The organism is Cysteiniphilum litorale (assembly GCF_003428165.1).
Taxonomy (GTDB): Bacteria; Pseudomonadota; Gammaproteobacteria; order Francisellales; family Francisellaceae; genus Caedibacter; species Caedibacter litoralis.
This window is the reverse complement of sequence record NZ_QLIQ01000001.1, coordinates 1-22,446: the sequence shown is the minus strand read 5'-3', so window position 1 is coordinate 22,446 and position 22,446 is coordinate 1. Positions and strand designations below refer to the sequence as shown.

At 38.1% G+C, this 22,446-nt stretch carries 23 protein-coding genes; 15 read left to right on the top strand and 8 right to left on the bottom strand.

Annotation, left to right across the window (positions count from 1 at the left end):
- Positions 1-56: 56 nt before the first annotated feature.
- The 8 genes from DNJ75_RS00110 to dnaX all read left to right on the top strand — a co-directional run bounded on the left by DNJ75_RS00110 (position 57) and on the right by dnaX (position 8,045).
- A complete protein-coding gene (locus DNJ75_RS00110) occupies positions 57-1,610 on the top strand; it encodes a hypothetical protein (protein WP_117001136.1) in 1,554 nt (517 codons plus the stop codon).
- A 96-nt stretch (positions 1,611-1,706) separates the two neighbouring features.
- A complete protein-coding gene (locus tag DNJ75_RS00105; protein WP_117001135.1) occupies positions 1,707-2,087 on the top strand; it encodes a hypothetical protein in 381 nt (126 codons plus the stop codon).
- A 40-nt stretch (positions 2,088-2,127) separates the two neighbouring features.
- Positions 2,128-2,865 (top strand): hypothetical protein, encoded by a 738-nt coding sequence (locus tag DNJ75_RS00100; protein WP_117001134.1) that lies wholly within the window; start codon positions 2,128-2,130, stop codon positions 2,863-2,865.
- Positions 2,866-3,079: 214 nt separating this feature from the next.
- On the top strand, positions 3,080-4,345 hold the full coding sequence (locus DNJ75_RS00095; RefSeq protein WP_117001133.1) for a phosphatidylinositol-specific phospholipase C domain-containing protein: 1,266 nt from the start codon (positions 3,080-3,082) through the stop codon (positions 4,343-4,345).
- A 99-nt stretch (positions 4,346-4,444) separates the two neighbouring features.
- Positions 4,445-4,720, top strand: a complete 276-nt coding sequence (locus tag DNJ75_RS00090; protein WP_117001132.1) for a hypothetical protein — start codon at positions 4,445-4,447, stop codon at positions 4,718-4,720.
- A 232-nt stretch (positions 4,721-4,952) separates the two neighbouring features.
- The gene (locus tag DNJ75_RS00085) at positions 4,953-5,645 is read left to right on the top strand and encodes a hypothetical protein (protein ID WP_117001131.1); all 693 of its coding nucleotides are present in this window, start codon (positions 4,953-4,955) and stop codon (positions 5,643-5,645) included.
- A 25-nt stretch (positions 5,646-5,670) separates the two neighbouring features.
- Positions 5,671-5,955 (top strand): helix-turn-helix domain-containing protein, encoded by a 285-nt coding sequence (locus DNJ75_RS00080; RefSeq protein WP_117001130.1) that lies wholly within the window; start codon positions 5,671-5,673, stop codon positions 5,953-5,955.
- A 98-nt stretch (positions 5,956-6,053) separates the two neighbouring features.
- The gene (gene dnaX, locus DNJ75_RS00075) at positions 6,054-8,045 is read left to right on the top strand and encodes a DNA polymerase III subunit gamma/tau (protein WP_117001129.1); all 1,992 of its coding nucleotides are present in this window, start codon (positions 6,054-6,056) and stop codon (positions 8,043-8,045) included.
- A 2-nt stretch (positions 8,046-8,047) separates the two neighbouring features.
- On the opposite strand, the gene tsaB is transcribed toward dnaX, so the two are convergent.
- The 5 genes from tsaB to lipA form a co-directional block, all read right to left on the bottom strand.
- Positions 8,048-8,713: a tRNA (adenosine(37)-N6)-threonylcarbamoyltransferase complex dimerization subunit type 1 TsaB gene (tsaB, locus tag DNJ75_RS00070; RefSeq protein ID WP_117001128.1), complete on the bottom strand. Its 666-nt coding sequence runs from the start codon at positions 8,711-8,713 to the stop codon at positions 8,048-8,050.
- The gene (glmS, locus tag DNJ75_RS00065; RefSeq protein ID WP_117001127.1) at positions 8,713-10,560 is read right to left on the bottom strand and encodes a glutamine--fructose-6-phosphate transaminase (isomerizing); all 1,848 of its coding nucleotides are present in this window, start codon (positions 10,558-10,560) and stop codon (positions 8,713-8,715) included. The genes tsaB and glmS overlap by 1 nt, the downstream gene beginning before the upstream one ends.
- Positions 10,561-10,731: 171 nt before the next feature.
- The gene (gene glmU / locus DNJ75_RS00060) at positions 10,732-12,096 is read right to left on the bottom strand and encodes a bifunctional UDP-N-acetylglucosamine diphosphorylase/glucosamine-1-phosphate N-acetyltransferase GlmU (RefSeq protein WP_117001126.1); all 1,365 of its coding nucleotides are present in this window, start codon (positions 12,094-12,096) and stop codon (positions 10,732-10,734) included.
- Positions 12,097-12,217: 121 nt separating this feature from the next.
- Entirely contained in the window at positions 12,218-12,424 is a 207-nt protein-coding gene (locus DNJ75_RS00055; protein WP_206609070.1) for a type II toxin-antitoxin system VapC family toxin, read from the bottom strand.
- A gap of 32 nt (positions 12,425-12,456) precedes the next feature.
- Positions 12,457-13,443: a lipoyl synthase gene (lipA, locus tag DNJ75_RS00050; RefSeq protein ID WP_117001125.1), complete on the bottom strand. Its 987-nt coding sequence runs from the start codon at positions 13,441-13,443 to the stop codon at positions 12,457-12,459.
- A gap of 144 nt (positions 13,444-13,587) precedes the next feature.
- Between lipA and recN the strand changes: the two genes are divergently transcribed.
- Positions 13,588-15,246 (top strand): DNA repair protein RecN, encoded by a 1,659-nt coding sequence (recN, locus tag DNJ75_RS00045; RefSeq protein WP_117001124.1) that lies wholly within the window; start codon positions 13,588-13,590, stop codon positions 15,244-15,246.
- 105 nt (positions 15,247-15,351) lie between these two features.
- Here the strand turns inward: recN and nudE are convergent, their stop codons facing one another.
- The 3 genes from nudE to trhA form a co-directional block, all read right to left on the bottom strand.
- Positions 15,352-15,903 carry an ADP compounds hydrolase NudE gene (nudE, locus tag DNJ75_RS00040; RefSeq protein ID WP_117001123.1) on the bottom strand — a complete coding sequence of 184 codons (552 nt, stop codon included), beginning with the start codon at positions 15,901-15,903 and terminating at the stop codon, positions 15,352-15,354.
- On the bottom strand, positions 15,893-16,582 hold the full coding sequence (locus DNJ75_RS00035; RefSeq protein ID WP_157968143.1) for a nucleotidyltransferase family protein: 690 nt from the start codon (positions 16,580-16,582) through the stop codon (positions 15,893-15,895). Before DNJ75_RS00035 ends, nudE begins: the two co-directional genes overlap by 11 nt.
- A gap of 72 nt (positions 16,583-16,654) precedes the next feature.
- A complete protein-coding gene (gene trhA / locus DNJ75_RS00030; protein ID WP_117001121.1) occupies positions 16,655-17,350 on the bottom strand; it encodes a PAQR family membrane homeostasis protein TrhA in 696 nt (231 codons plus the stop codon).
- A 134-nt stretch (positions 17,351-17,484) separates the two neighbouring features.
- Here trhA and DNJ75_RS15615 point away from each other — a divergent pair, with 134 nt between their 5' ends.
- The 6 genes from DNJ75_RS15615 to DNJ75_RS00005 all read left to right on the top strand — a co-directional run bounded on the left by DNJ75_RS15615 (position 17,485) and on the right by DNJ75_RS00005 (position 21,665).
- Positions 17,485-17,802 (top strand): Maf family protein, encoded by a 318-nt coding sequence (locus DNJ75_RS15615; protein ID WP_233432420.1) that lies wholly within the window; start codon positions 17,485-17,487, stop codon positions 17,800-17,802.
- Positions 17,724-18,083, top strand: a complete 360-nt coding sequence (locus DNJ75_RS15610) for a Maf family protein (protein WP_318010163.1) — start codon at positions 17,724-17,726, stop codon at positions 18,081-18,083. The genes DNJ75_RS15615 and DNJ75_RS15610 overlap by 79 nt, the downstream gene beginning before the upstream one ends.
- A 74-nt stretch (positions 18,084-18,157) precedes the next feature.
- Positions 18,158-19,288, top strand: coding sequence for an MlaE family ABC transporter permease (locus DNJ75_RS00020; protein ID WP_157968142.1), 1,131 nt, complete (start codon positions 18,158-18,160; stop codon positions 19,286-19,288).
- Positions 19,289-19,291: 3 nt separating this feature from the next.
- Positions 19,292-20,086, top strand: a complete 795-nt coding sequence (locus DNJ75_RS00015) for an ABC transporter ATP-binding protein (protein ID WP_117001119.1) — start codon at positions 19,292-19,294, stop codon at positions 20,084-20,086.
- 2 nt (positions 20,087-20,088) lie between these two features.
- On the top strand, positions 20,089-20,997 hold the full coding sequence (locus tag DNJ75_RS00010; RefSeq protein WP_117001118.1) for an MlaD family protein: 909 nt from the start codon (positions 20,089-20,091) through the stop codon (positions 20,995-20,997).
- Positions 20,997-21,665 (top strand): ABC-type transport auxiliary lipoprotein family protein, encoded by a 669-nt coding sequence (locus DNJ75_RS00005; protein WP_117001117.1) that lies wholly within the window; start codon positions 20,997-20,999, stop codon positions 21,663-21,665. Before DNJ75_RS00010 ends, DNJ75_RS00005 begins: the two co-directional genes overlap by 1 nt.
- Positions 21,666-22,446 lie beyond the last annotated feature (781 nt).

The window sequence follows — 22,446 nt, the reverse complement described above, 5'->3', positions numbered from 1 at the left end:
AAAAATTATACAATGCACCTTCACTAGAGCAGTTTTTTGCCGAACAATCCAAACCTGTGCTACTTAGTTCATCCAACACTGATTTTGCACAAAATCCAGCGCCTGCCTTGTCCAGTCAGGAAATTAGGGCGATAAAGGCTAAGATTTTAGCATTGCCCACAGAAAAATTTGATGGGCTACTAAAGACTTATCAGGATACGCTTTATGATTACTTTAGTATCGATAAGAATAAACGTAGGGAGCTTCATCTATTAAGATCAGATATGGCGCAACATTTTGCGCAAAGTGACAGTAGAAGCCTATCTAGTAGTGACGATCCATTGCCTGAAGGTGAACAACTTGCAATCGACTTTAGTGTTACCCCGTGGGAATACTATTTTACAGAACTGACAGTTGATCCGGAAGATTTAACGCAAAGCGCACGCGAGCTTGCCATTCAAAAATTGCGCGATACTTCAGCAGAATATATTAAACTTATTTCCTTCATTAAATACAATAAAGACTATTTTGTGAGTTATGATGAGTACATCAACGATGAAAATGCCTTGGTTGACGGTGAATCTCCTTATAAAGCAATGCAAAACCTATTTACCGATTTAAATAATTATTTTGCACAAACAGGGAGCTCAAGCACAGTCAAAAATGGCGAAATCAACTTTAAAGGCAAAACTTATGACCTCAAAGTATTAAGTGAAGATCAGGATATTGGGAAAAAAGGTCTATTGGGGTTGATAACAGACTTGCAAACCCATTTAACGACGCTACCAACACGCAGTAATCCTAAATATACCGCCTTTTACGAGGCTTTTGATGACTTAAATGCAAAGGGTCTGCTTAATGGTAGTGGCGCTATTTTCTCTGTTACATCCAACCAAGGCGATACTAATCTATATGGGATCAAAGACTTTGCTAAAGGTAGAGTGTGGGAGGCTGGTTATTTGAGTTCATTTATACCTTATGGTAATAATATAACCCCGCCAGAAACCTATAAGAATCTTATTTCATCGAAGATCGACACATTGAATTTTTATCAAATTTACAATTTATTTGCCAAGGATCAACAGCCATTTTATTATCAGATTTCTTTCGCAATCGATAAGAATGGGAAGGTTTTTCTACGCCAGCTGCCTGCAAGATATGGTAATGTCACACAAGATATTGCTGCAAACCTTAAAGCATCACCTGTCAAATTTGAGGCTATTGAAGACCCCACTGGACTAATGCCGAAATATAAACTAGTAATAGAATCTTTGGATAATAATAAAAAGGTAGTTTTTTATAAGTCTGCAAGCGGCATTCCTAATAGTATTTTACCCAACTATGAGCAGCTTGCTAATTTCTGTGCCCAAAACTATACACTTTTTAGTAATGGTACCCATTACTGGTTTGGCTGTGCTCAAGGATACTCAGTTTCCTCCTATCCCGTATTAGCGGAAGTAGATAAATCAATTTCTAAAGAAGCATCAGAAATCATTATCGCTCCACTGACAACAACTTTTTTTAACAATGCAATTCAAGAATCAAAATATATTATCTCGGATAAAACTGCATATGATAATGTCATGAACACACCTATGAGAATCTATTTTGATACTCAGTCACCATTCTAATTTTTTGTCTGGTAGTGATATTTGCCTCAAACCTATAACTCTATAGGTTTGAAGTGAGAAGTTTAATATAAAATCTAAAAATAGAGGAAATTAAAAATGTTAAAAACAATCAACAGTATCATCGCAGGAAGCTTAATCCTACTTTCACAGCTTGCAGCAGCTAACAATATAGAATTTTACAATGCTGCAACTAATAAGGTCACAGTAGAAATTGTAGATCACAGAGGCGATGTTCTTCTTGAGGAGGAAGCACCATTTGGCAAGAGTAAATTTGAAGTTTTAGCTGCTGAACTGAATTACAATTATGGTATTTTTGTAAATGGCAATGCACTTAAAGATTCCAAGTCAAACAAAAAAATAGCTATCTCTTATGATGAATTCATCACTGGTGATTCAATTGCTCTAGAATTTACAGGCAAAGATAAAGGAAAATGCTCAGATAAAAACTCTCATGGGGTTAAATGTATATATTATTAATTATCCAACACCCCATATGTGGGTGAAGTAAGGAGTTGTGATGATTAAATATCTTTTTGTATTTATATTATTAACAAATTCGCTCATCTCTTACGGGGTCACTGTTCAACCACTGAATCTAACGCCTGTTAAGCAAGAGCGAATTGGTAAACCAGGGCTTTATAAATTTGACCTCTCAGATATTAGTCTAGAGGGAAAGTATGCGCTGAGCATCAATGGCAAGAATTATCCATTTTCATTTCCAGAAGCACTGACTGATGCCCACAGCATGCCGCTATTTCTGCCCGTTGTCGAAACAGGGGATGATCACCAGTATAATATTTCGGTTTATGGGATTAATATTCGATCAGGGATCATCCCCGTTATCACCAAGAGAAGAACGGTAAGTACAAAAAATCATTATCAAATCACTAAACTACACCTAAGTCGAATTAATGATTCACAACAAGCTGGAGCTAAAGAGATCTTTACAGATTATCTTTTGCAACTTCAAATTCGCATAAATCATAACGACTATTGGATAGATCCACGTGATAAAGATTTTGGCTGGCTATATCAACAAGTATTCTATAATTTTCATAAAAATAGTAATCAAAGACTGTTGATTACTAACTTGGTGTGCTCTCCTGCCATAGTCATTGATTATGCTGATGAAACCTCAGGGAGAGTGATTCGCATTTATAATAAAGTGGAGGAGAATTTTAAACTTCAAGCTTTTATTGAAACACATGTGGGATATAGGAATAAATCAAAATTTATAGAGTCTAATATTGTTTAAATTTAGACCCTAATCGTAAGAGGCTCTATATTTACAAAAAAAATTACAAATCAAAAATAATTTCATAACAGCTTGAAATCATAACGCAAACTCATCTACTGAAAGAGTAAATTCGGTCATTTATAAATAATTTTTAACCATAATTAACTTAAAGTACTAAATTTAACTACAGAAAATTTATTATTTAAAGTTATAACAATAAAAGGATAAAATAATGTCTTACAAAAAATCATTAACCAAAAGAATAATGACTATTTCAATTCTTGGGCTTATGTCAAGTGGCGCTTATGCGGCTCCCGCTAACCTTTGCATTAATAACACAAGTGCTAATACATTGATATTTTCAGCTATAGGCACAAGGGCTGACATCGAACTAGCTCCTGCAAAAGGAGTGTGTTTCACGGTTGAGGATAAAGCGGGTACGGTTATCACTGTAAAGAATGATACTAAAGAAAAAATAGGGGATATTGTATTAGGAGCAAATATTGAGAAAACTACTTATAGTGAAGATAAAAGTGTAGATTTATTTTATGATGCCTTTATCCGCGCTGGAAATGGTTATATTGATGTGAGCATTATGGATAGGACAACACAGCTATCGATGACAAAGTGGATGTCTCAGCTTAAAGATAGTACGCTTATTAGTAATATTACCCTCCCAGGGTCGCATGATGCAGGAATGAGTGAAGCTCATAATTGCTCTTTGATAGTCAAGCGAAGTTGGACTATCACCCAGAGTGATAATATTGGTGATCAATTACGCTCTGGTTCCCGCATTTTTGATGTGCAAATTGAAACGAACAAGTCTAATAAATTAGTGACGTTTCATAAATCAAGCGTTATCGGATGTCAAGGAGAAGCAGTAGAAAATATTTTGAAAGACACATTTCAGTTTGTATCGAGTTACAACAAAGAGTTTGTAGTATTGAGAGTTAGCCACACAGATAAACACTCAATGGAGGCTTTTTTAAAGCTACTTAACAGCAAATATAAAAGCAAGCTTGCTAAAGTCACAAATCCTATCTGGGGCGGACTTAAAGTAGGTGACGTCCGAGGAAAAGTCCTCGTTATCGTAGAGCCTGACTACGCTAAATTGGTGAGCGACTATAAATTAGATCAATATATTACATTAGGGAAAAAAATTACAGATCCCACCACCTATGACCCTAAAGATGATGTTTATGGTAATCTTTTTGGTGGGTATGCTAACACTCAAAATTTTGACGACATGTTTAATAAGCAAGTGGAAAATATGAGTTATAATCGACCTAAAAATTTAGGCTTCCAAGTAAGTTGGACTTTTACTGGAAGTTTTTTCGGAAGAAAAGATATCGAGTATATTGCCAACTCCGTAAATGCTAGTTTTGGTTACTATTATCCTCAGCTATTAGCCAGTGTAGAAAACATTCCTCAGGTTGTTAACTTAGACTTTATTTCACCTGCATTGGTGTACTCTATAGTAAAAAGACAACTGCCATAAATGTAAAATATTTCCTCATTAAAATCTAATGGAGTAAAACTATGCGATTAAAAAAAATTAATTATTACATTTGTTTTAGGGGCTGTTTATAGCAATGGCATGTCTGTCAATCTCGATATGTACAATGCTTGTGAGTATAAGATTGGTCTTAGAAGCAATCTAACAGGTGAGGAATTACCACGATCAAGAGCTGCATATAATTTAGCAGATTTCAATGATCCTTTGATTATCACATGTCAAAATGCTAAAGATTCTACTTATGATCAGTTTGCTGAATGGAGGCAGAAAATTATAAACGCCATTGAACTGATGAAAGCATACGATGATCATACAACTAGAAGCCTATACCTGATTAAAGACTGTCAGCCACATTGATCCATGCTCTGATACATTTGGAAAGTGCAATATCACTTCGAACACAGAGTTGATTAAAGACTTTGGGCCACTTAGTGATATAGATGCTGAGTTAGCTGCTACACAAATTTCATATGCCTTAGAGGAATTACCAACAGATCTTTAATAAGTATTATTTTAGCTGACACTGTAATTTCAATATTTTCTGAGCCCCTAGGCTTTCCCACAAATTTTAACAAAAAGCGAGGTATCAATGCTTAATCGAAAAATATATATCTTTACCATTTTACTATCAATAGTATCAGTAAGTATATTATCAGCAACTTGTCGTGCGAGTGTAAACAATAACAGACCAGCTAACATTCTTGGAGGGACATATACTCCATGCAATATCAACGGATGTCATCCAACGGCTGGCGGTGCTGCTGGAGTCCCAGCCACGAGGCATCATGTATTGGATAAGGCGGTTTTAATTGAACGAATAAATAGAGCTTTTTCTGGTCCTCCTAGAGGAGGAGATGAATATAGGGATGGTGTAAATAAAATTGTAGCAATTTTGGATAATTCTGGTGCCCCACAGACTGTAATAGATGATTTCAGGGATGGAAATGGAAACAACTGCAATCTTTTAACCAATCGTTATTTAACATGGTTAACGCCCAATTTGATTTTGGGTCCAGCTCCCATGCTTTGTTCCTTCGATCCAGCAAATGATTTTGATGCTTGGGCTCATCAACTCGTTGCTGATGAGACTACTAAAAATGCATTGGAAGATATCTTTAATGACGGCTCCCCCAATCAGCTTGCCGAATATTTCAGTCAGCTAGAAACTAGGAGCGCGCCTTATGGGTTTTCCAATACTCAATGGACGTTTGATAGCACACTGGGTCAGTACTGCCTTTCTAGCTCCTTTGCTGGTGGTCACTGTCCAACTACTCATTGGTAGAGTTATATATAAATAAGGAAGGATTATGGCAAATCAATATAGTACTATAAGCTTTGCGGACAGCATAAAGGTCGTTTATCAAGTTGATGTAAATGAAGCTCTTGAGAAGATCAAAGCTTCGCAGTTAAGTTATCAAGAACTGGCAAACCAATTGGGCTTCAAGGAAAGTACAGTTAGGAAATGGTTTGCTAAATACAAAATTAAGCTAGTCCCATATAAAGTTAGCTGCAAATACCCCTCAATACATATCAAGCAAAGATTAAAAAAAGAAATAAATGCCGATAATTTTCTCTATAAACCATGGCACTAGAAAACTATCAATCAACGCATAAAAACCAACAAACGCACTGTGCATTAGGCAAGGTTATCGTTATACTAGTTGGCAATTTGAGTTAGCAAAGTGCATACATGTCTTATCAAGTTTTAGCCCGCAAATATCGCCCTAAAAACTTCTCCGAAGTCGTTGGTCAACAACACGTTTTAAATAGCTTAATCCATGCGTTGGATCAAAATCGTTTACATCACGCTTATCTTTTCACAGGAACTCGAGGCGTTGGTAAAACCTCATTGGCACGCCTTCTGGCAAAATCGGTTAACTGCTTAAATGGTGTATCCTCTCACCCTTGTGGTCAATGTGAGCACTGTGTTGCGATTGAGCAAGGTCGTTTTGTTGATTTGATTGAAATCGATGCTGCTTCACGCACTAAGGTTGAAGATACCCGCGATATTCTTGATAACGTCCAGTATATGCCAAGCCAAGGTAAATATAAGATTTATCTGATTGATGAAGTGCATATGTTATCGCAACACAGCTTTAACGCACTTCTTAAGACCCTTGAAGAGCCACCTGAGCATGTTAAGTTTCTCTTGGCAACAACTGATCCACATAAACTACCTATCACGATTTTATCGCGCTGTTTACAGTTTAACTTAAAGCACTTAAGTGAGACGCAAATTGAGCAAAAACTTGTTGAAATCCTTGGGCTTGAAGCGATTGCCTTTGAGCAAAATGCATTAAAAATTATTGCTCACGCTGCTGATGGCAGTATGCGTGATGCACTGAGTTTAACCGATCAATCGATTGCTTATAGCAAAGGTGAGATTCTAACATATGCTGTGCAAACGATGCTTGGCATTGTTGATAAGGAAATGATTGATAAACTGGTGATTGCATTATTAGAAGAAGATACTAACGCCATTATTAATTTTTCAGATGACATTATTCTCGCGGGTAAATCACCACAATCGGTATTAAACGCTCTGGCAGAATGTTTTTATTACGCAAGCCTTATTGGCTTTAATGCCCAGCATTTATCAAGCATTCCATGCTCAGATGAAATTCTTAAAACCATATCAGAACATTACAGTAAAGATACATTGCAGCTTTATTACCAGCTAACAATCAAAGCCAAAGAAGATCTTCATCTGGCACCAAACGCCCAATGTGGCTTAGGCATGGCATTATTACGCTTGTGCGCTTTTTCACTGGACTTGCTGCCCGCATCACAAACAACAAACAACGCAGGATCTCTGACAAATACAAAGACAGCACCAAACTTAAGCAAAAAGCCTGATCTAAGCACACTTAAAAAAGTATTTGCAGCGCCAAGTGAATCTCATTCTGTTAGTCAAGCGCATAAACCCGCTATTATTGCGTCTGTTACCGATAAAGCTGTAACACCAAGCCTTGTGACAGAAGACAAAACGTTTAATAAGCCAATCAAGCCAATGATTGCTGAAGAGCCTACATCTGACAGCAAGCATATGACGATCGAAAAAGCTGAAACAGTAGCAGATAATAATATAACCACCGCACCAAAGACTGATACGACTGTTAATGATACTAATTCAGCAATTAACAATAGTAAAAATAGCAAAATTGACTGGTACCACCTAAGCCAAAGCCTTGGACTTAAAGGCACAACACTACAAATTGTCTTAAACTCAAGCTTGCTTGATAACAGTGGTAATATCTATACGTTACAAACTTCTGATTCAGTCAAAGCACTAATTACGACAAATGCGATTAAGAAAATTGAAGATGCCTTAAGTCTTAAACAAGGGCGTAATATTAAGGTTACTTTTAGCCATTTAAATCAAGATCAAGCACCAACTAAAGCAAATGCTAATACCACATTAGTGCCACCTGCTGATCAAGTAGCTAAGCAATCAACAGCAGATGCTACTTCAGCAGCTACTGTTATATCACCAATTGATCATACCGTTGAAACAGCAACGCCTCCTGTGGCGACACAGGTGACACCAGCTCAAGTAATCCAGCAACAAAAGGCACAAAAAATCGATGAAATTTACACCTCATTAAAGGCAGATCCTGAGATTCAAAACCTAGAGCAGTTAGGCTTTCAACTCAATAAAAGCAATATCAAACTTAAGGACTAAACTTACAACTTTTTCCATTGAGAAGTGCCCTGCAAATAGACAGGCTGGACAATAGTTTTAGACTGCTGATCAACTTTAGACTGTTGATAATTATACAGAATCACTTCTTGCAACAAGCTGACATCAGGGCAGTAATCTATGGCATTAAGCTCAATATCCACACCATTGATCACATCACCAATAACAAATCCTAAATTTTGATTTTCAATCTCATCATTAAATGCAGAAACTTTAAGGCATTTTTCTTCAGTGATTTTCATAATCTGCGAATCCTTATCCCAGATATATTGTCCAAAATAAACATCTGACATTCGCGCATCAAGCATGACAGTTATATGCTCCGCCTTATAGCGATGGTAAGCACTTATTGCAATCGCCTGCATTGATGAGAAACCAATCACGGGACAATCTAGTGTTAATGCCATTGCCTGAATAGCCGCTGCAGCTAAACGCACACCGACAAAACTGCCAGGTCCCACGCCATAGGCAAGTAAATTGATCTCTCTTTTGTGTATACCTGATTGCTTGATTAACTCATCAATCATTGGTAAAAGCTGCTCATTATGCTTACGTGGAATATGACGCGTGACGCTAAAGCACTGCTTGTCTTCTGTAAAAAGCGCTATCGAACAATAAGCGCTTGAGGTATCAATTGCCAGAATATTCATTACTCAACCGTTACTGATTTTGCTAAATTGCGCGGCTGATCAACATCCGTGCCTTTTTGCACTGCCACGTGATAAGAGAAAAGCTGCAATGGGATGGTGAAAATAATCGGTGAGACAACCTCTGGCACACTCTCAATAATAAAAGTGTGCTTAGAATCAATATGTAGTGATTGACTAATCGCATGATCAACAAAGACATAGAGCTTACCACCTCGTGCTTGCACCTCCTGCAAATTACTCTCAAGTTTCTCAAGTAACGTGTCGTTAGGGGCAACTGCGACAATTGGCATATCTTTATCCACCAAAGCTAATGGACCGTGCTTAAGCTCACCTGCAGGATAGGCCTCAGCATGAATATAAGAGATCTCTTTGAGTTTAAGTGCACCTTCTAATGCCACTGGATATTGCACACCACGACCTAAAAACAACGTATGATGTTTCTCAACAAAGTCATAAGAAAGCTGCTCAATCTCAGCATCTAAAGCCAAGACATTTTTGGCAATTTCAGGTGCTTTTTTGAGTGATGACAATATATTTCTTTCAAGTTCTAAGCTTAATACTTTTCGTGACTTACCCAAGGCAACTGCAAGAAGCAGAAAACCAACTAACTGTGTGGTAAATGCTTTGGTTGAAGCGACCCCCATTTCAAGACCCGCTTGCGTCATAAACACCAAATCAGCTTCACGCACCATTGAGCTATTAGGCATATTACAAATACTCAATGTCTTCATAAATCCAAGCACTTTGGCTTGACGCAATGCTGCCAAGGTATCTGCGGTTTCCCCTGATTGCGACACCGTGATAAATAAACTATTTTTTGGCACCACACTCTGGCGATAACGAAACTCACTGGCAATCTCAACATCAACAGGAATTTGTGCGTATTCCTCTATCCAGTATTTAGCGACCAATCCGGCGTGGAAACTCGTGCCACAAGCTACGATTTTAACATGCTCAACATCAGCAAAAAGTGATTTGGCTTCCAAGCCAAACTTCTCAATAATAATCTCATTATCCACACTAATACAATTAGCAAATGTATCGGCAATCACTTGCGGCTGCTCAAAGATTTCTTTTTGCATATAATGCTTATACTTACCCTTAGCGGCAGCATCTTGGGCTTGATCCAGCTCTTTAATATCTAAGACTTTTTTAATGCCTGACTGATCGTACGCCTCTACTTTTTCACGTGTAACAAGTGCCATATCCCCCTCATCAAGATACGCAAAACGATTGGTAACAGGCAATAATGACAAAGTATCAGAAGAAATAAAATTCTCACCAATGCCGAAGCCTATTACAATAGGGGAGCCTGAACGCACCACAACGATACTGTGCGGATGATCCTCATGCATAACTGCCAGACCATACGCGCCTTTGAGCTTTTTAATTACTGCTTGAACATTGCTAATAAAGTCATGTTTAGTATTCCAATCGTGTTCCAGCAAATGCGCGACCACTTCAGTATCTGTTTGTGATTGAAATGACACACCCTCTGCAATGAGTTGCTCTTTGAGGGACATATAGTTTTCAATAATACCATTATGTACAATCGCAATTTTACCTGACTGGCTAACATGTGGATGCGCGTTTTGCTCTGATGGCTCACCATGCGTTGCCCAACGGGTATGTGCAATACCAGTAGACCCTTTAAAGCCACTATCTTTTGCCACTTTCTCTGCAAGCATCTGAACTTTACCCAGAGCACGTATACGCTCAATTTTGCCTTTATTATCTAATAACGCCACACCCGCTGAATCATATCCACGATATTCAAGGCGCTTTAGCCCCTCAAGTAAAATCGCTAATACATTGCGCTCTGAAACCGCGCCAACAATACCACACATAACTTTCTCGCTTTTTGTCTATTGGGCGTATGCAATACGCCCCTACGGTTCTTTGTTTTTTGGGCGTATTCAATACGCCCCTACTTTCTTGATTTTTTTGGGCGTATACAATATGCCCTTACAGTTTCTTTCTTTGTTGAGCATATGCAATACGCTCTCGCGTCATATTTGCTACTTTTTAACAGGGCGCTGCCAACCTGGCACAACTGTTTGCTTATTCATTCGATTAATCGTGAGTTTCCCTTCTGGCACATCTTTGGTAATCGTTGAGCCTGCGGCAATATTTGCGCCATCACCAATGCTCACAGGGGCAATCAACTGACAATCAGAGCCAACAAATACGTCATTGCCAATCATCGTTTGATGCTTGTTAGCTCCATCATAATTGCAGGTAATCACACCAGCACCAATATTGCAGTTATAACCTACCGTGCTATCGCCAATATATGTTAAATGATTGGCTTTGCTACCCTTGCCAATCGTTGACTTTTTAATCTCAACAAAATTACCAATATGCGCACCTTCATACAATATGCTTCCAGGACGAATACGCGCAAAAGGTCCAACAACAGCATTGGTTTTAATATCAGCGCCATCAATAATCGTATTGGGTTTTATTTTAACATTATCACCGATCACACAGTCTTTTAAGATACAATTCGCACCGATCACACAGTCTTCACCAATAACAACATTACCTTTGATCAATACATTAATATCCACCCATGTATCCGCCCCAATCTCAACAGAACCTCTCACATCAAAACGATTAGGATCAGCTAAAGACACACCTTTTGCCATCACCCGTTCTGCCACCGCTTTTTGCCACATTCTTTCAAGATCTGCCAATTGCGCACGGGTATTAACGCCTAAAATCTCGAAGTTATGTGCTGGATGTGCGGCACGAATATTAACTTTATCACAACAAGCAAAGGCGACAATATCGGTTAAGTAATATTCTTTCTGCTTGTTATTATTTTCAATTGCTGGGAGCCATTGATGTAGGTGTTTACCACTAACACAATAAATACCTGTATTAATTTCTTTAATTTGGCGTTGAATATCTGAGGCATCTTTCTCTTCAACAATTGACTCAATTTCACCGAAGCGATTACGTAAAATCCGCCCAAGTCCTTGAGGGTTATCAAGCTCAGCCGTTAAAATTCCTAAATCATCCTCACGGGTGACTTCAATTAAATGATTCAAGGTATCAAAAGAAACTAAGGGTACATCGCCATAAAGTATCAAAACCTTATCTTCCTTATTAATATAAGGCAGAGCCTGTAAAACGGCATGTCCAGTGCCTAAACGATCAGTTTGCTCAACCCATGTGATTGTTTTATCCTCCAAAGAGGATTGCACCTGCTGCCCAAGATGTCCTTGCACCACGATAATATTATCTGCTTGAAGTGACTCCACCGTTTCAACAACATGTCGTATTAAGGTTTTTCCTGCTAATGTTTGTAACACTTTGGATTTTTTGGAACACATGCGTGAGCCTTGACCTGCCGCCAAGATCACTACCGATAATGCCATTTTGTCTCCTTATGAATATCTTCTTTTGCTTTTTTGCTATTTGCAAAACTGCTGCGCATTATATAACAGCATTAACAGGTTTTATAGGCTTCTTACATGATATTCTAAAACTCTTTTAACCTTATACTTTCTTGATCACTGCTTGTTGGTACTGACAAATGGACTCATCGGCAGTCATTAGCATAATTCCTTCCACCATCGATTGGGCAATTAAAATACGATCAAACGGGTCTTTATGAATCATTGGCAGCGTATTTACTTCAACGACATGCTCACTCAAAATAGGTAGCTCACTATAACCATTATCTATTAACGCACGTCTTAACAAACGAGCATCGACTTGGAAATCATATGGTAAAATTACAAATCTAAATTATTACGTTTAAAGACACGATCGGCGCGATAACTTGAGCGCACCATGGGGCCAGAAGCAACTTCAAGAAAGCCTTTTTCCAAACCAACTTGACGATAATCGTCAAACTCTTTGGGTGTGACAAAGCGATCGATTGCTAAATGATGTTTTGTCGGCTGCATATATTGTCCTAGAGTCAAAATATCAACCTTAGCAGCACGCAAATCATCCATCGCTTTGAGCACTTCGTCATGCGTCTCCCCTAAACCTAACATTAAACTCGTTTTCGTTAAAATCTCAGGTTTTTGTGATTTGACATATTCAAGCACTTTAATCGTTTGCCAATAGCCCGCACGCGGGTCACGTACCTTAGTTGTCAAGCGCTCAATCGTTTCGACGTTTTGTGCAAAGACATCCACCTCTGTCGCGATAAGCTTATCAATTGACTTTGTATCTCCTTGAAAATCCGGTGTTAAGGCTTCAACTTTAATCTCAGGAATAAGTGCTTTTATTTCATTAATGGTTTGCGCGTAATGTGCTGCCCCTCCATCTGCTAAATCATCACGATCTACCGAGGTTAACACCACATATTGAAGCCCCATTAATTTAACACTTTCAGCAGCATTCTTCGGCTCATTAACATCTAGCCAACCTTTGGGATTACCCGTATCCACCGAGCAAAACTTGCATGCTCTTGTGCAAACACTTCCCATCAACATAATCGTGGCAGTGCCATGTGACCAACACTCATTGATATTAGGGCATTTTGCCTCTTCACACACTGTAGATAACTTATGCTTTTTAGTTAGTGACTTCACCTGCAGATACGTCTTTGTTGAATCTTGCTTTGCCACCTTTAACCAATCAGGCTTTTGAATACGGATCTCATTAATTTTCTTATCTTTAATACCGTCTTTGACTGCGGAAAATCCTTGCTCGGTTTGGTATTTTTTACCGCTTTCAACTTTTACTGGAATGTCGATTAACTTGCTCATATGAGTTATTTTGAATACTTTAAGCGCTTAAAACTTAAGACGCATCATGACAAAAAAAGACGCTTAAGACAATGTTATTTTAAAAGCTTTTTAGAGCTGGATATGCTACATTTTCACCATACTTTGTCTTAAGACCACTAAATAATGCTTAACTTTCTTGGAATCAAAAACTTTGCCATTATCAAAAATTCTGAAATCCATTTCAAATCGGGGATGACCACGATTACAGGCGAAACTGGTGCTGGAAAATCTATTTTATTAGATGCCCTTAATATCGTTCTTGGTGCACGCGTTGATAAGTCAGCATTAACTAATGATCAGGCGTGTGAAATCTCTGCTATTTTTGATATCAGTAAAATTCCTAATGCTAAAACGCTATTAAAAAGCTTTGAGCTCGCCGAAGACAATGAATGTTTATTGCGTCGCGTGATTCAAAAAGATGGCAAAACACGCGCATTCATCAACGGCAGTTTAGTGACCTTGACACAGCTTAAACAATTAAGTGAGCAGTTAATTAGCATCTATGGTCAGAACGCTCATCACAGTTTATTAGATCCTGCCAACCAGTTAATACGCCTTGATACTTATGCTGGCTTGGGCGCTGAAGTAGATGAAGTCACCGTGATTTTCAAAAAGCTCTCTGAAATTAACACCCAGATTACCGAAGAAAAAGAACGTATTGAAAAAGACAAAACGGCTTTAGCATTAATGCAATATCAATATGATGAACTGGTTCAATTAAATCTTGGCGCAGATGAACTAAATGACCTAGATCAAGAACACAAGTCATTAGCGAATGCCGAGGCACAAATCCATACCATCGCCCAAGTTGTTGAATGCATCAATGATAATGAGCAAAGCCTATTAGGCACACTCGATAATCTAATACATCAATTAAGTGCATATAGCGAAAACTCAGCGTTTAAAAACATTTACAACCTACTAACAGAATCTACAGTGTATTTAAAAGAAGCTGAACATGAGGCAAGGCACCTTTTAGATCATCTGGAGATTAACCCTGAAAAATTACAACAGATTGACCAGCGACTTAATGAGATCTATCAGCTAGCGCGTAAACACAAGGTTGACCCCAAACAGCTTTATCTACATATTGCTGAGCTTGAGCAAAAAATTAATGCCCATGCGCAAAATGAGCAGAAACTTCTGCAATTAACTAAAGACAAATCACTTTTAGAAGAAACGTATCTAAGCAAAGCCAAAACACTAAGCAACAAACGTCAAGTAGCAAGCAAAGTATTCGCCAGTGAAATTGAACAATATATTCGTCAACTAAATATTCCAAAAGGTGAGTTTTACGCACGTATTACTCAAGGTCAAACAAAGCATGCCAATGGTATTGATCACTGCGATTTTTTAATTAACTTTAACCCAGGACAGCAACCTGCCCCTATTGATAAGGTCGCCTCAGGTGGTGAGCTAAGTCGTATTGGTCTTGCGATACATGTTGTATCCTCAAAAAAAATCGCCCCACCAACCATTATCTTTGACGAGGTTGATGTCGGCATTAGTGGCGGCACGGCTGAGATTGTGGGTAAACTCCTTAAGCAAGTCGCTAAAAACGCGCAAATCCTTTGTATTACCCATCAAGCACAAGTTTCTATTCAAGGTGACCAGCAATTACATATCAGCAAAAAGCATCTTGAACATGAAACGATTTCAGAAGTGCTAGAGCTTAATAAAGAAGAGCGCATTAATGAAACGGCACGCATCATTGGTGGTGTTGATATTACCAATAAAACATTACAACACGCTAAAGAAATGTATGAACTCTATCATAAGTAGTTAAACTTCAATCACCCCTCACCCGTGCAGCTTACGCTAGATGAGCTCTCCCACAAGGGGCGAGGTAAGCATTAGCGTAACTTATCGATTCATTTTTATTAGCAATTATTTTCCTAGCCATTTTTTCCAGACAAATAATAAAGCGGCAAAGCTACGACATTCGATAAACTGCGGATGCGTGATGAGTGCATCAATATCTGATAATTTCCATGGCACAACTTCTAAATCTTCTGGTTCATCGCCTTGAGCCGTTTTGACTGAAAGACCTTCAGCGACGACTAATGAGATATGCTGCTTCATATAATTAGGCGACAAATAAACATCTTTAAGATATGTATAATGCTTTGCGCTAAAGCCGGCTTCCTCCATCAACTCCCGATCTGCTGCTTGATAGAGATCTTCCCCTTGGTCAATCGCACCTTTTGGAAAACCTAAAGTATAATCCTCGACACCCGATGAATACTCTTTAATAAGCAAAATGGTATCATCATCAAGCATAGGGACGATTAATACAGCAGTATGCCCATCACTTTTAGGCGCAATACGTTCATAAGTACGTGTATTACCATTACTAAATGTTAAATCAAGTGCTTCAACTTTGAATAAGCGTGATGCAAATAACTCTTTTTTACTGTTAATAACTGGTTTAGTAGCCATTACTAACCTCCTGCCAACGTTCAGGCGTGCCAACATCACACCAATTGGCATGATAAACCTCACCACTTATTGCTTTTTGCTCAATGAAAGACTGCCAAACACTTGGCAGAGAAACCTTCTCTCCAACATAAACATTGGCAAACAGTGACTTCCGGCACACACTAATGCCCGTATAAGTATAGCTTTGCCCTATTTTATCGGTTTTATCGATAATATTGCTTTGACCGTCCAAACAAAAATCACCCTTTAGATTATGTTTAGGGTTAGGCACTAGGATTAAATGCGCTAATGATTTCATGGCTTGGCTATAGTGAATAAGATGCGAGAAATCATAATCGGTCATCACATCGGCATTAACCACAATAAAAGGGTCGCTAAGCCATGGTAACGCTCGAGCAATGCCACCACCGGTATCATAGGCATCTAGAGGCTCATATAGGTAGCAAATAGTTATTCCCCAAGGCTCGCCAAAACCAATTTCATCGACAATTAACTCAGCTAAATAGGCAACGTTAATCACAATATTGGTTACCCCTGCGCTAACAAGGCGCTCTATTTGCCACTCAATCAATGACTTACCATTGACTTTAATCAGTGGCTTTGGTGTGTGATTGGTCATATCACCCATTCTGCGTCCACGACCTGCTGCCAATATCATTGCACTAATATCTTGCTTCATCTTTTGTGATCTCATTCCATTTATCATTTTTATCATTATTAACAAATTATATAATTCAGCATTCGTCTACGTTTACTTCATCCCTGCAATATAAAGGTAAATTGCAAAAAAATGCGCAATACTGCCAGCAAGTACAAATAAATGCCATAGAAAATGACAAAACTCAATTTTCTCATCAAGCATATAAAAAACCACGCCACTGGTATAAAGCACGCCACCTAAAATAATCCACATCAAGCAGCCGCCAGGCAATGCCTCAACGATTTGTACAATAAAGCCAATCGCTGTCCAGCCCATAATGACGTAAAGTGCTGTTGATAACCAGCCGTCCCCAAAAAACAGTACTTTATAGACAAATCCGGCAATTGCCGCACCCCATAAAAGCGCAAAAATAATCCAACCATATACACCTGATAACGCAATCAATGCAATCGGCGTATAGGTGCCGGCAATTAAGAAATAAATGTTTAAATGATCCACTTTGCGCAATACTTTTTTAAGCTTTGGCTTAGATACACCATGGTAAATACTTGAGGCACCATACATTGAGATCAAGCTCACGCCAAATATTGTGACGGCAACCACATTAATGGTATGTCCCGTTGTTACGGCTTTAACAATCATGACAATAAGCGCCACAATACTAAACAGTGCACCGATAAAATGCGTCAGGGTATTTAAAAATTCTTCTCGTTTTGAGTAAAGTACTTTCGGCACAGCATATACACCCACTTCATTGTTTAAACTGTCAGTTTCTTTCAATAACATATTTTTAATCTTCTTGGTCTTTTTAGTTTTTTTTAGCTTTTTTAGTTTTTTTGGTCTTTGGGGTCGATTTTTATTTTAAACGTTGCTATTTTGCGCCATATGTAGCCATTAATCAAAAGCTAATACCAAATTTTATGCCTAAAAGATTTATTCTTGCATCTTCTTCACCCTACCGCATAAACTTAATCAAGACACTTTTACCTAATGTCGAGGCTTACACACCTGATATCGATGAGTCGATATTGCAAGGTGAACCACCGCAAGCGCTTGTTAAACGCTTAGCTCAAGCCAAAGCACAAGCGATTATAGAAAGGGTTAAGCCAAAGAATACAATTATTATTGCCAGCGATCAGGTCGGTGTTTCAATGACGAAATCATCACCAAAGCACATACAAAAGATCGTGCCTTTAGCCAACTTCAATCTTTCTCCGGACAGTGTGTTAAATTTATGACAAGCCTTTATCTTGTAGACACAGAAAGCCATCATGAATTTATTGATCACGCACAGTTTAATGTTCATTTTAGAGACCTAAGTGCTCAGGAGATTCTTAATTACTTAGCACAAGAAGATGTTTTGAACTGTGCTGGAAGCTTTAAAGTTGAAGGTTTGGGCATCAGTTTATTTGAACGCCTTGAAGGTGATGATTTCAACAGTCTCATTGGTTTGCCACTTATTATGCTTAATAACGCATTGATTAATCACTTTAATATTAATCCTCTTAATTCCTTTTAATTTTTTTAATCTTTCCAATATTAGCGATAACCCTCTATACTTTGGAACAGTTGTTCGTTATGTTGGCGCCAAGGATGAAAAAAGAAAGTAAGTCAAAAACTACTAAGATGAGCAAAGACAATGCAAAATTTTATGTAAGCGCTGAAACCCTGATATTAACAGGACAGTGGCGCTGGCAATCGCTTGATCAAAGTATCTTAGCAAAAATTAAAAACCTTAAAGAACACATTATGTGCATTGATGCACAGCAAATTGAAAAGCTAGATATCTCTGGTGCTTACTTTATCTATAAAATTCAACAACTTTTTTTAAAAGCTGCCATTAAAGTTACTCATACACAAAGAAGTTTAATTAATTTGGTTCATAAGAACTACACCAACTATGACAGTCGATTACAACCTTTAAATACCTATGAAAAGGTTTATCAAATTGGTGAGCAAACAACAAGCTATATTAAAGATAGTAAAAATCTCATCGCTTTTATTGGCGCCACAGTGATGAGTTATTTACAAGTGATTCGCACACCTTTTGCTACTCAATGGCGCTTATTATTAGATATCGTTATCCAAACGGGCGTCAAGGCCATTCCCATTGTCTCATTACTGTGCTTTTTGATCGGAATTGTATTGTGCTATCAAATTGGCTCACAGCTTAAAATTTATGGTGCTAATATTTTTGTCGTTGATCTTCTGGGTATTTCACTACTGCGTGAATTTGCACCTTTGATCACAGCGATTATTGTCGCAGGCAGATCTGCTTCCTCATATACCGCAGAGCTTGGTTCAATGAAAGTCCAGCAAGAAGTTGATGCCCTTAAAACTTTTGGTATTAGCCCAATTAAGCGCCTGATATTACCACGCATTATTGGTATGATGATCTCCCTTCCCCTACTCATCGTTATTGCTGATATTATCAGCTGTGTTGGCGGCATGATTATGGCGAAAACATCGCTTGGCATTAGCTTTTATGACTTTTTGCAGCGCTTCTCTACAGCAGTTTCATTTAATAACTATCTGACAGGGCTGATCAAAGCACCATTTTTTGCGATTATTATTGGTGCTGTTGGCTGCTATCGTGGCACTGTTGTTAAAAATAATTCGTTAAGCATCGGTCAAGAAACCACTAAAAGCGTGGTTTATGCGATCTTTTTGATTATTGTGACCGATGCACTATTTTCCATCTTATTTAGTGCGATAGGGATATAAGTGATGCCGGAAATAACAGAACAACCGATTATTGAAGTAAAAAACCTAGGCACTTGCTTTGATGGCGTCTGGGTACATAAAAATTTAAATCTGACAATTTACCCCCATCACATTACCTCAATTATTGGAGGCAGCGGCTCCGGTAAAACAACATTAATCCGCGAAATATTGATGCTGCAGCCAGTCACTGAAGGCGAGATTTTTTTATTAGGGCAAAAAATTTCTGATCTATGTGATGATGAGATAAAACGCCGCCAGTTTGCAAGTCATATGGGCATGATGTTTCAAGGTGGCGCACTCTTTAGCGCCTTAACCGCACTTGAAAATGTCATGTTTCCTTTACAAGAGTACACTAGTTTCAGCCGTGATATTGTCATTGATCTGGCACGCTTAAAACTTAAAATGGTTGGTTTATCCGAAGATGCTTATGCTAAATATCCCTCGCAATTAAGTGGTGGAATGCTTAAGCGCGTAGCACTTGCACGCACTTTAGCACTTGACCCTGAGATTATATTTCTTGATGAACCTTCAGCGGGTCTTGATCCACACTCTACTTATGAGCTGGATCAATTGATTTTAAAATTAAAACAAGATTTGAATCTCTCTATTATCATGATTACCCATGATTTAGAAAGTATCTGGCGCATTGTTGATGAAGTCGTCTATATTGATCAAAAACGCATCCTTATTCATGATAGCGTTGAGAATGCTGCTAAAATGACACAATATGAAAACCTTAATAATTTCTTTAATGGCGCTAAAACCACTAAAGAAGAAAAAACAATACTAGGATCGTAACCATGAAAAACAATCGTTACTTTGTTGCAGGTTTGTTTATTATCATTACCACCATAGTGATGATCTTTATTGGCTTTTGGCTTGCTTTTGGCTTGAAAGATATCAAATATGACACTTATATCGCACGCTTTAATGAGTCCGTGACGGGATTAAATGTCAATGCCGCGATTAACTACAATGGAGTTAATGTCGGCAAGGTCGAAAGCATTAATATCGACAAACAAAATCCCAGTGTTGTCATTGTCGTTATGCAAATTCAGCAAGGAATTCCCATTTACAATACAACCTATGCAAGCTTGGTGCCACAAGGGATTACCGGTCAAGTATTTATTACCTTGTCTATCTCAAGTGACCCAGATCAATACATCGTTAAGCCTCAAGATGCGCCACCGTTTCCAGTGGTTAAAACCAAGCCTTCGTTTTTAACAAATATTGTTAACCAAATGAGCACAGTTGCCGAGCAAGTCACTTTGATCTCAACACGTGTCGCTAAAATCATCAGTGATGACAATGTTCAAAAAATCAATCATATCGTTAGCAATGTTGAGGATATTTCTAACTCACTTGCCACTAGTAGCCAAAATATTCATCAAAGTATTGAGTCATTAAACATCATATTAAAAAATGCGGCCAAAAGTTCTGCCGAGCTTGACCAGATTGCTCACAACATTAACCATGGTTCAAAAGCAGTTGCCCGCGCCTCTGAAGATGTCAGTAAAGCAATTACCAGTTTTAACAATCAAACCCTACAAGGGGTTAATAATATTTTATTACCTCAGCTTGCGCAAACGCTTAACAATATTAATGAAACATCCGTTCAGCTATCTGACCTATTAAAGAAAATGAATCAAAACCCATCTATCCTTGTGCGTGGTGAATTGCCAAGGAAGCCTGGCCCAGGAGAACAATAATGTATAGACCTACTCGACTTCTTAAAATATTAAGCATTGCAGCAAGTGTTAGCATCATCACCAGCTGTGGTATTTTATCCCCAGTAAAAAGTCCTGAAGTTAAACAATATCAGATTATTGCACCAAACTTACAAATGACACGTAATGCTACCGGCACTGAATCAACAATTCAAAAAACTGAAAAACGATTTGATCTAACGCTGTTTATCGCGCCTTTAACAGCAGATCAGCCATACAACTCAATCCAAATGTACTATCGTGAAAATAATTATGAATTGGCAAGCTACACACATAACTTATGGGCAGCCGATCCTGAGCAAATGCTTAGTAAAAATTTACTGCAAAGCCTACAAGGCTATCATAGCTTTAAGAATATCGTTTCGAGTAACTTTATTGGGTATGCTGATTATCGATTAACAGGTAACCTAAACCAACTCACTCAAGTCATCAAAACCAATGAAAGCAATGTCATTCTATCTGTAAGCTTCACGCTAACAAATGCCAATAGCGGACAAGCTGTTGCCATTAAGACATTTACTTTAAACAAATCAGCTGAGGCAAATGCTAAGAGTTTTGCTAATACTACTAACGAGCTTGCTGCAGATTTATCTAAAGCACTGAACGATTGGCTTATCACTCAACCACTCTCAAATAACACCAGTAATTAAAGCATAAGAGCGATAAGTAGCTGATTGAATTAAAATTAAAATGAGATTTATCAGATAACTTTATTGCCATAAATGAAATTGCATGCTACCATCCGTATATCTTTGTTTCTTCACCAAGAAACTTGCTTGCTAGATTTTAAAAATTAGCGTGGGGGCAATAGCACTGGGGGCAGTGTTCGCGAATGACTATCAACATAGGAATGCTGATAGTCGTTTGTATTTTTATTTTGCAATGCAGCATAGATTAGATTGCAAAACGATCAACAATAAATGCAAAAAAGATCAGGTCACGATCACATTCCTCAGTAGTTCCCGCTGAAAAACTCTCTGAAAGCCTATGGTTGAAAGGTTTATTAGAAAAGAGATTACGAAAATCATTTTCTGGAGACCTTGATTTATCTAGTCTTGAGAGGTTAGTGGGAATTGCTGCACATTCCTTTTTTTACTGGAATTTAAGATCTTTCTGTAATTTTTCGCTTGTTTAGACATTAATGATCGTTATACTCGAATCATGAGTTCAGCGAATGAGATTGATCCCCAATCAATCTGCCGCGAAACTGCCCCTCCCCCAGTTAGCAAGCAACGGAATACTCGGCAAGGATCAGCGTTGAACTCCAACCATTTTTTCATATTTTCAACACTTATCAAACCCTTACAGCAGCTCCCGCTGTATTTTTTATTTTTGACAGTCTTAACAGGTGCTTTTTGAAAAAAATAAAATGCCCTGCCATCTTTAATAGCATTTTAAACTTTTATGTCGCATCAAAAAATTCTAGGGTAT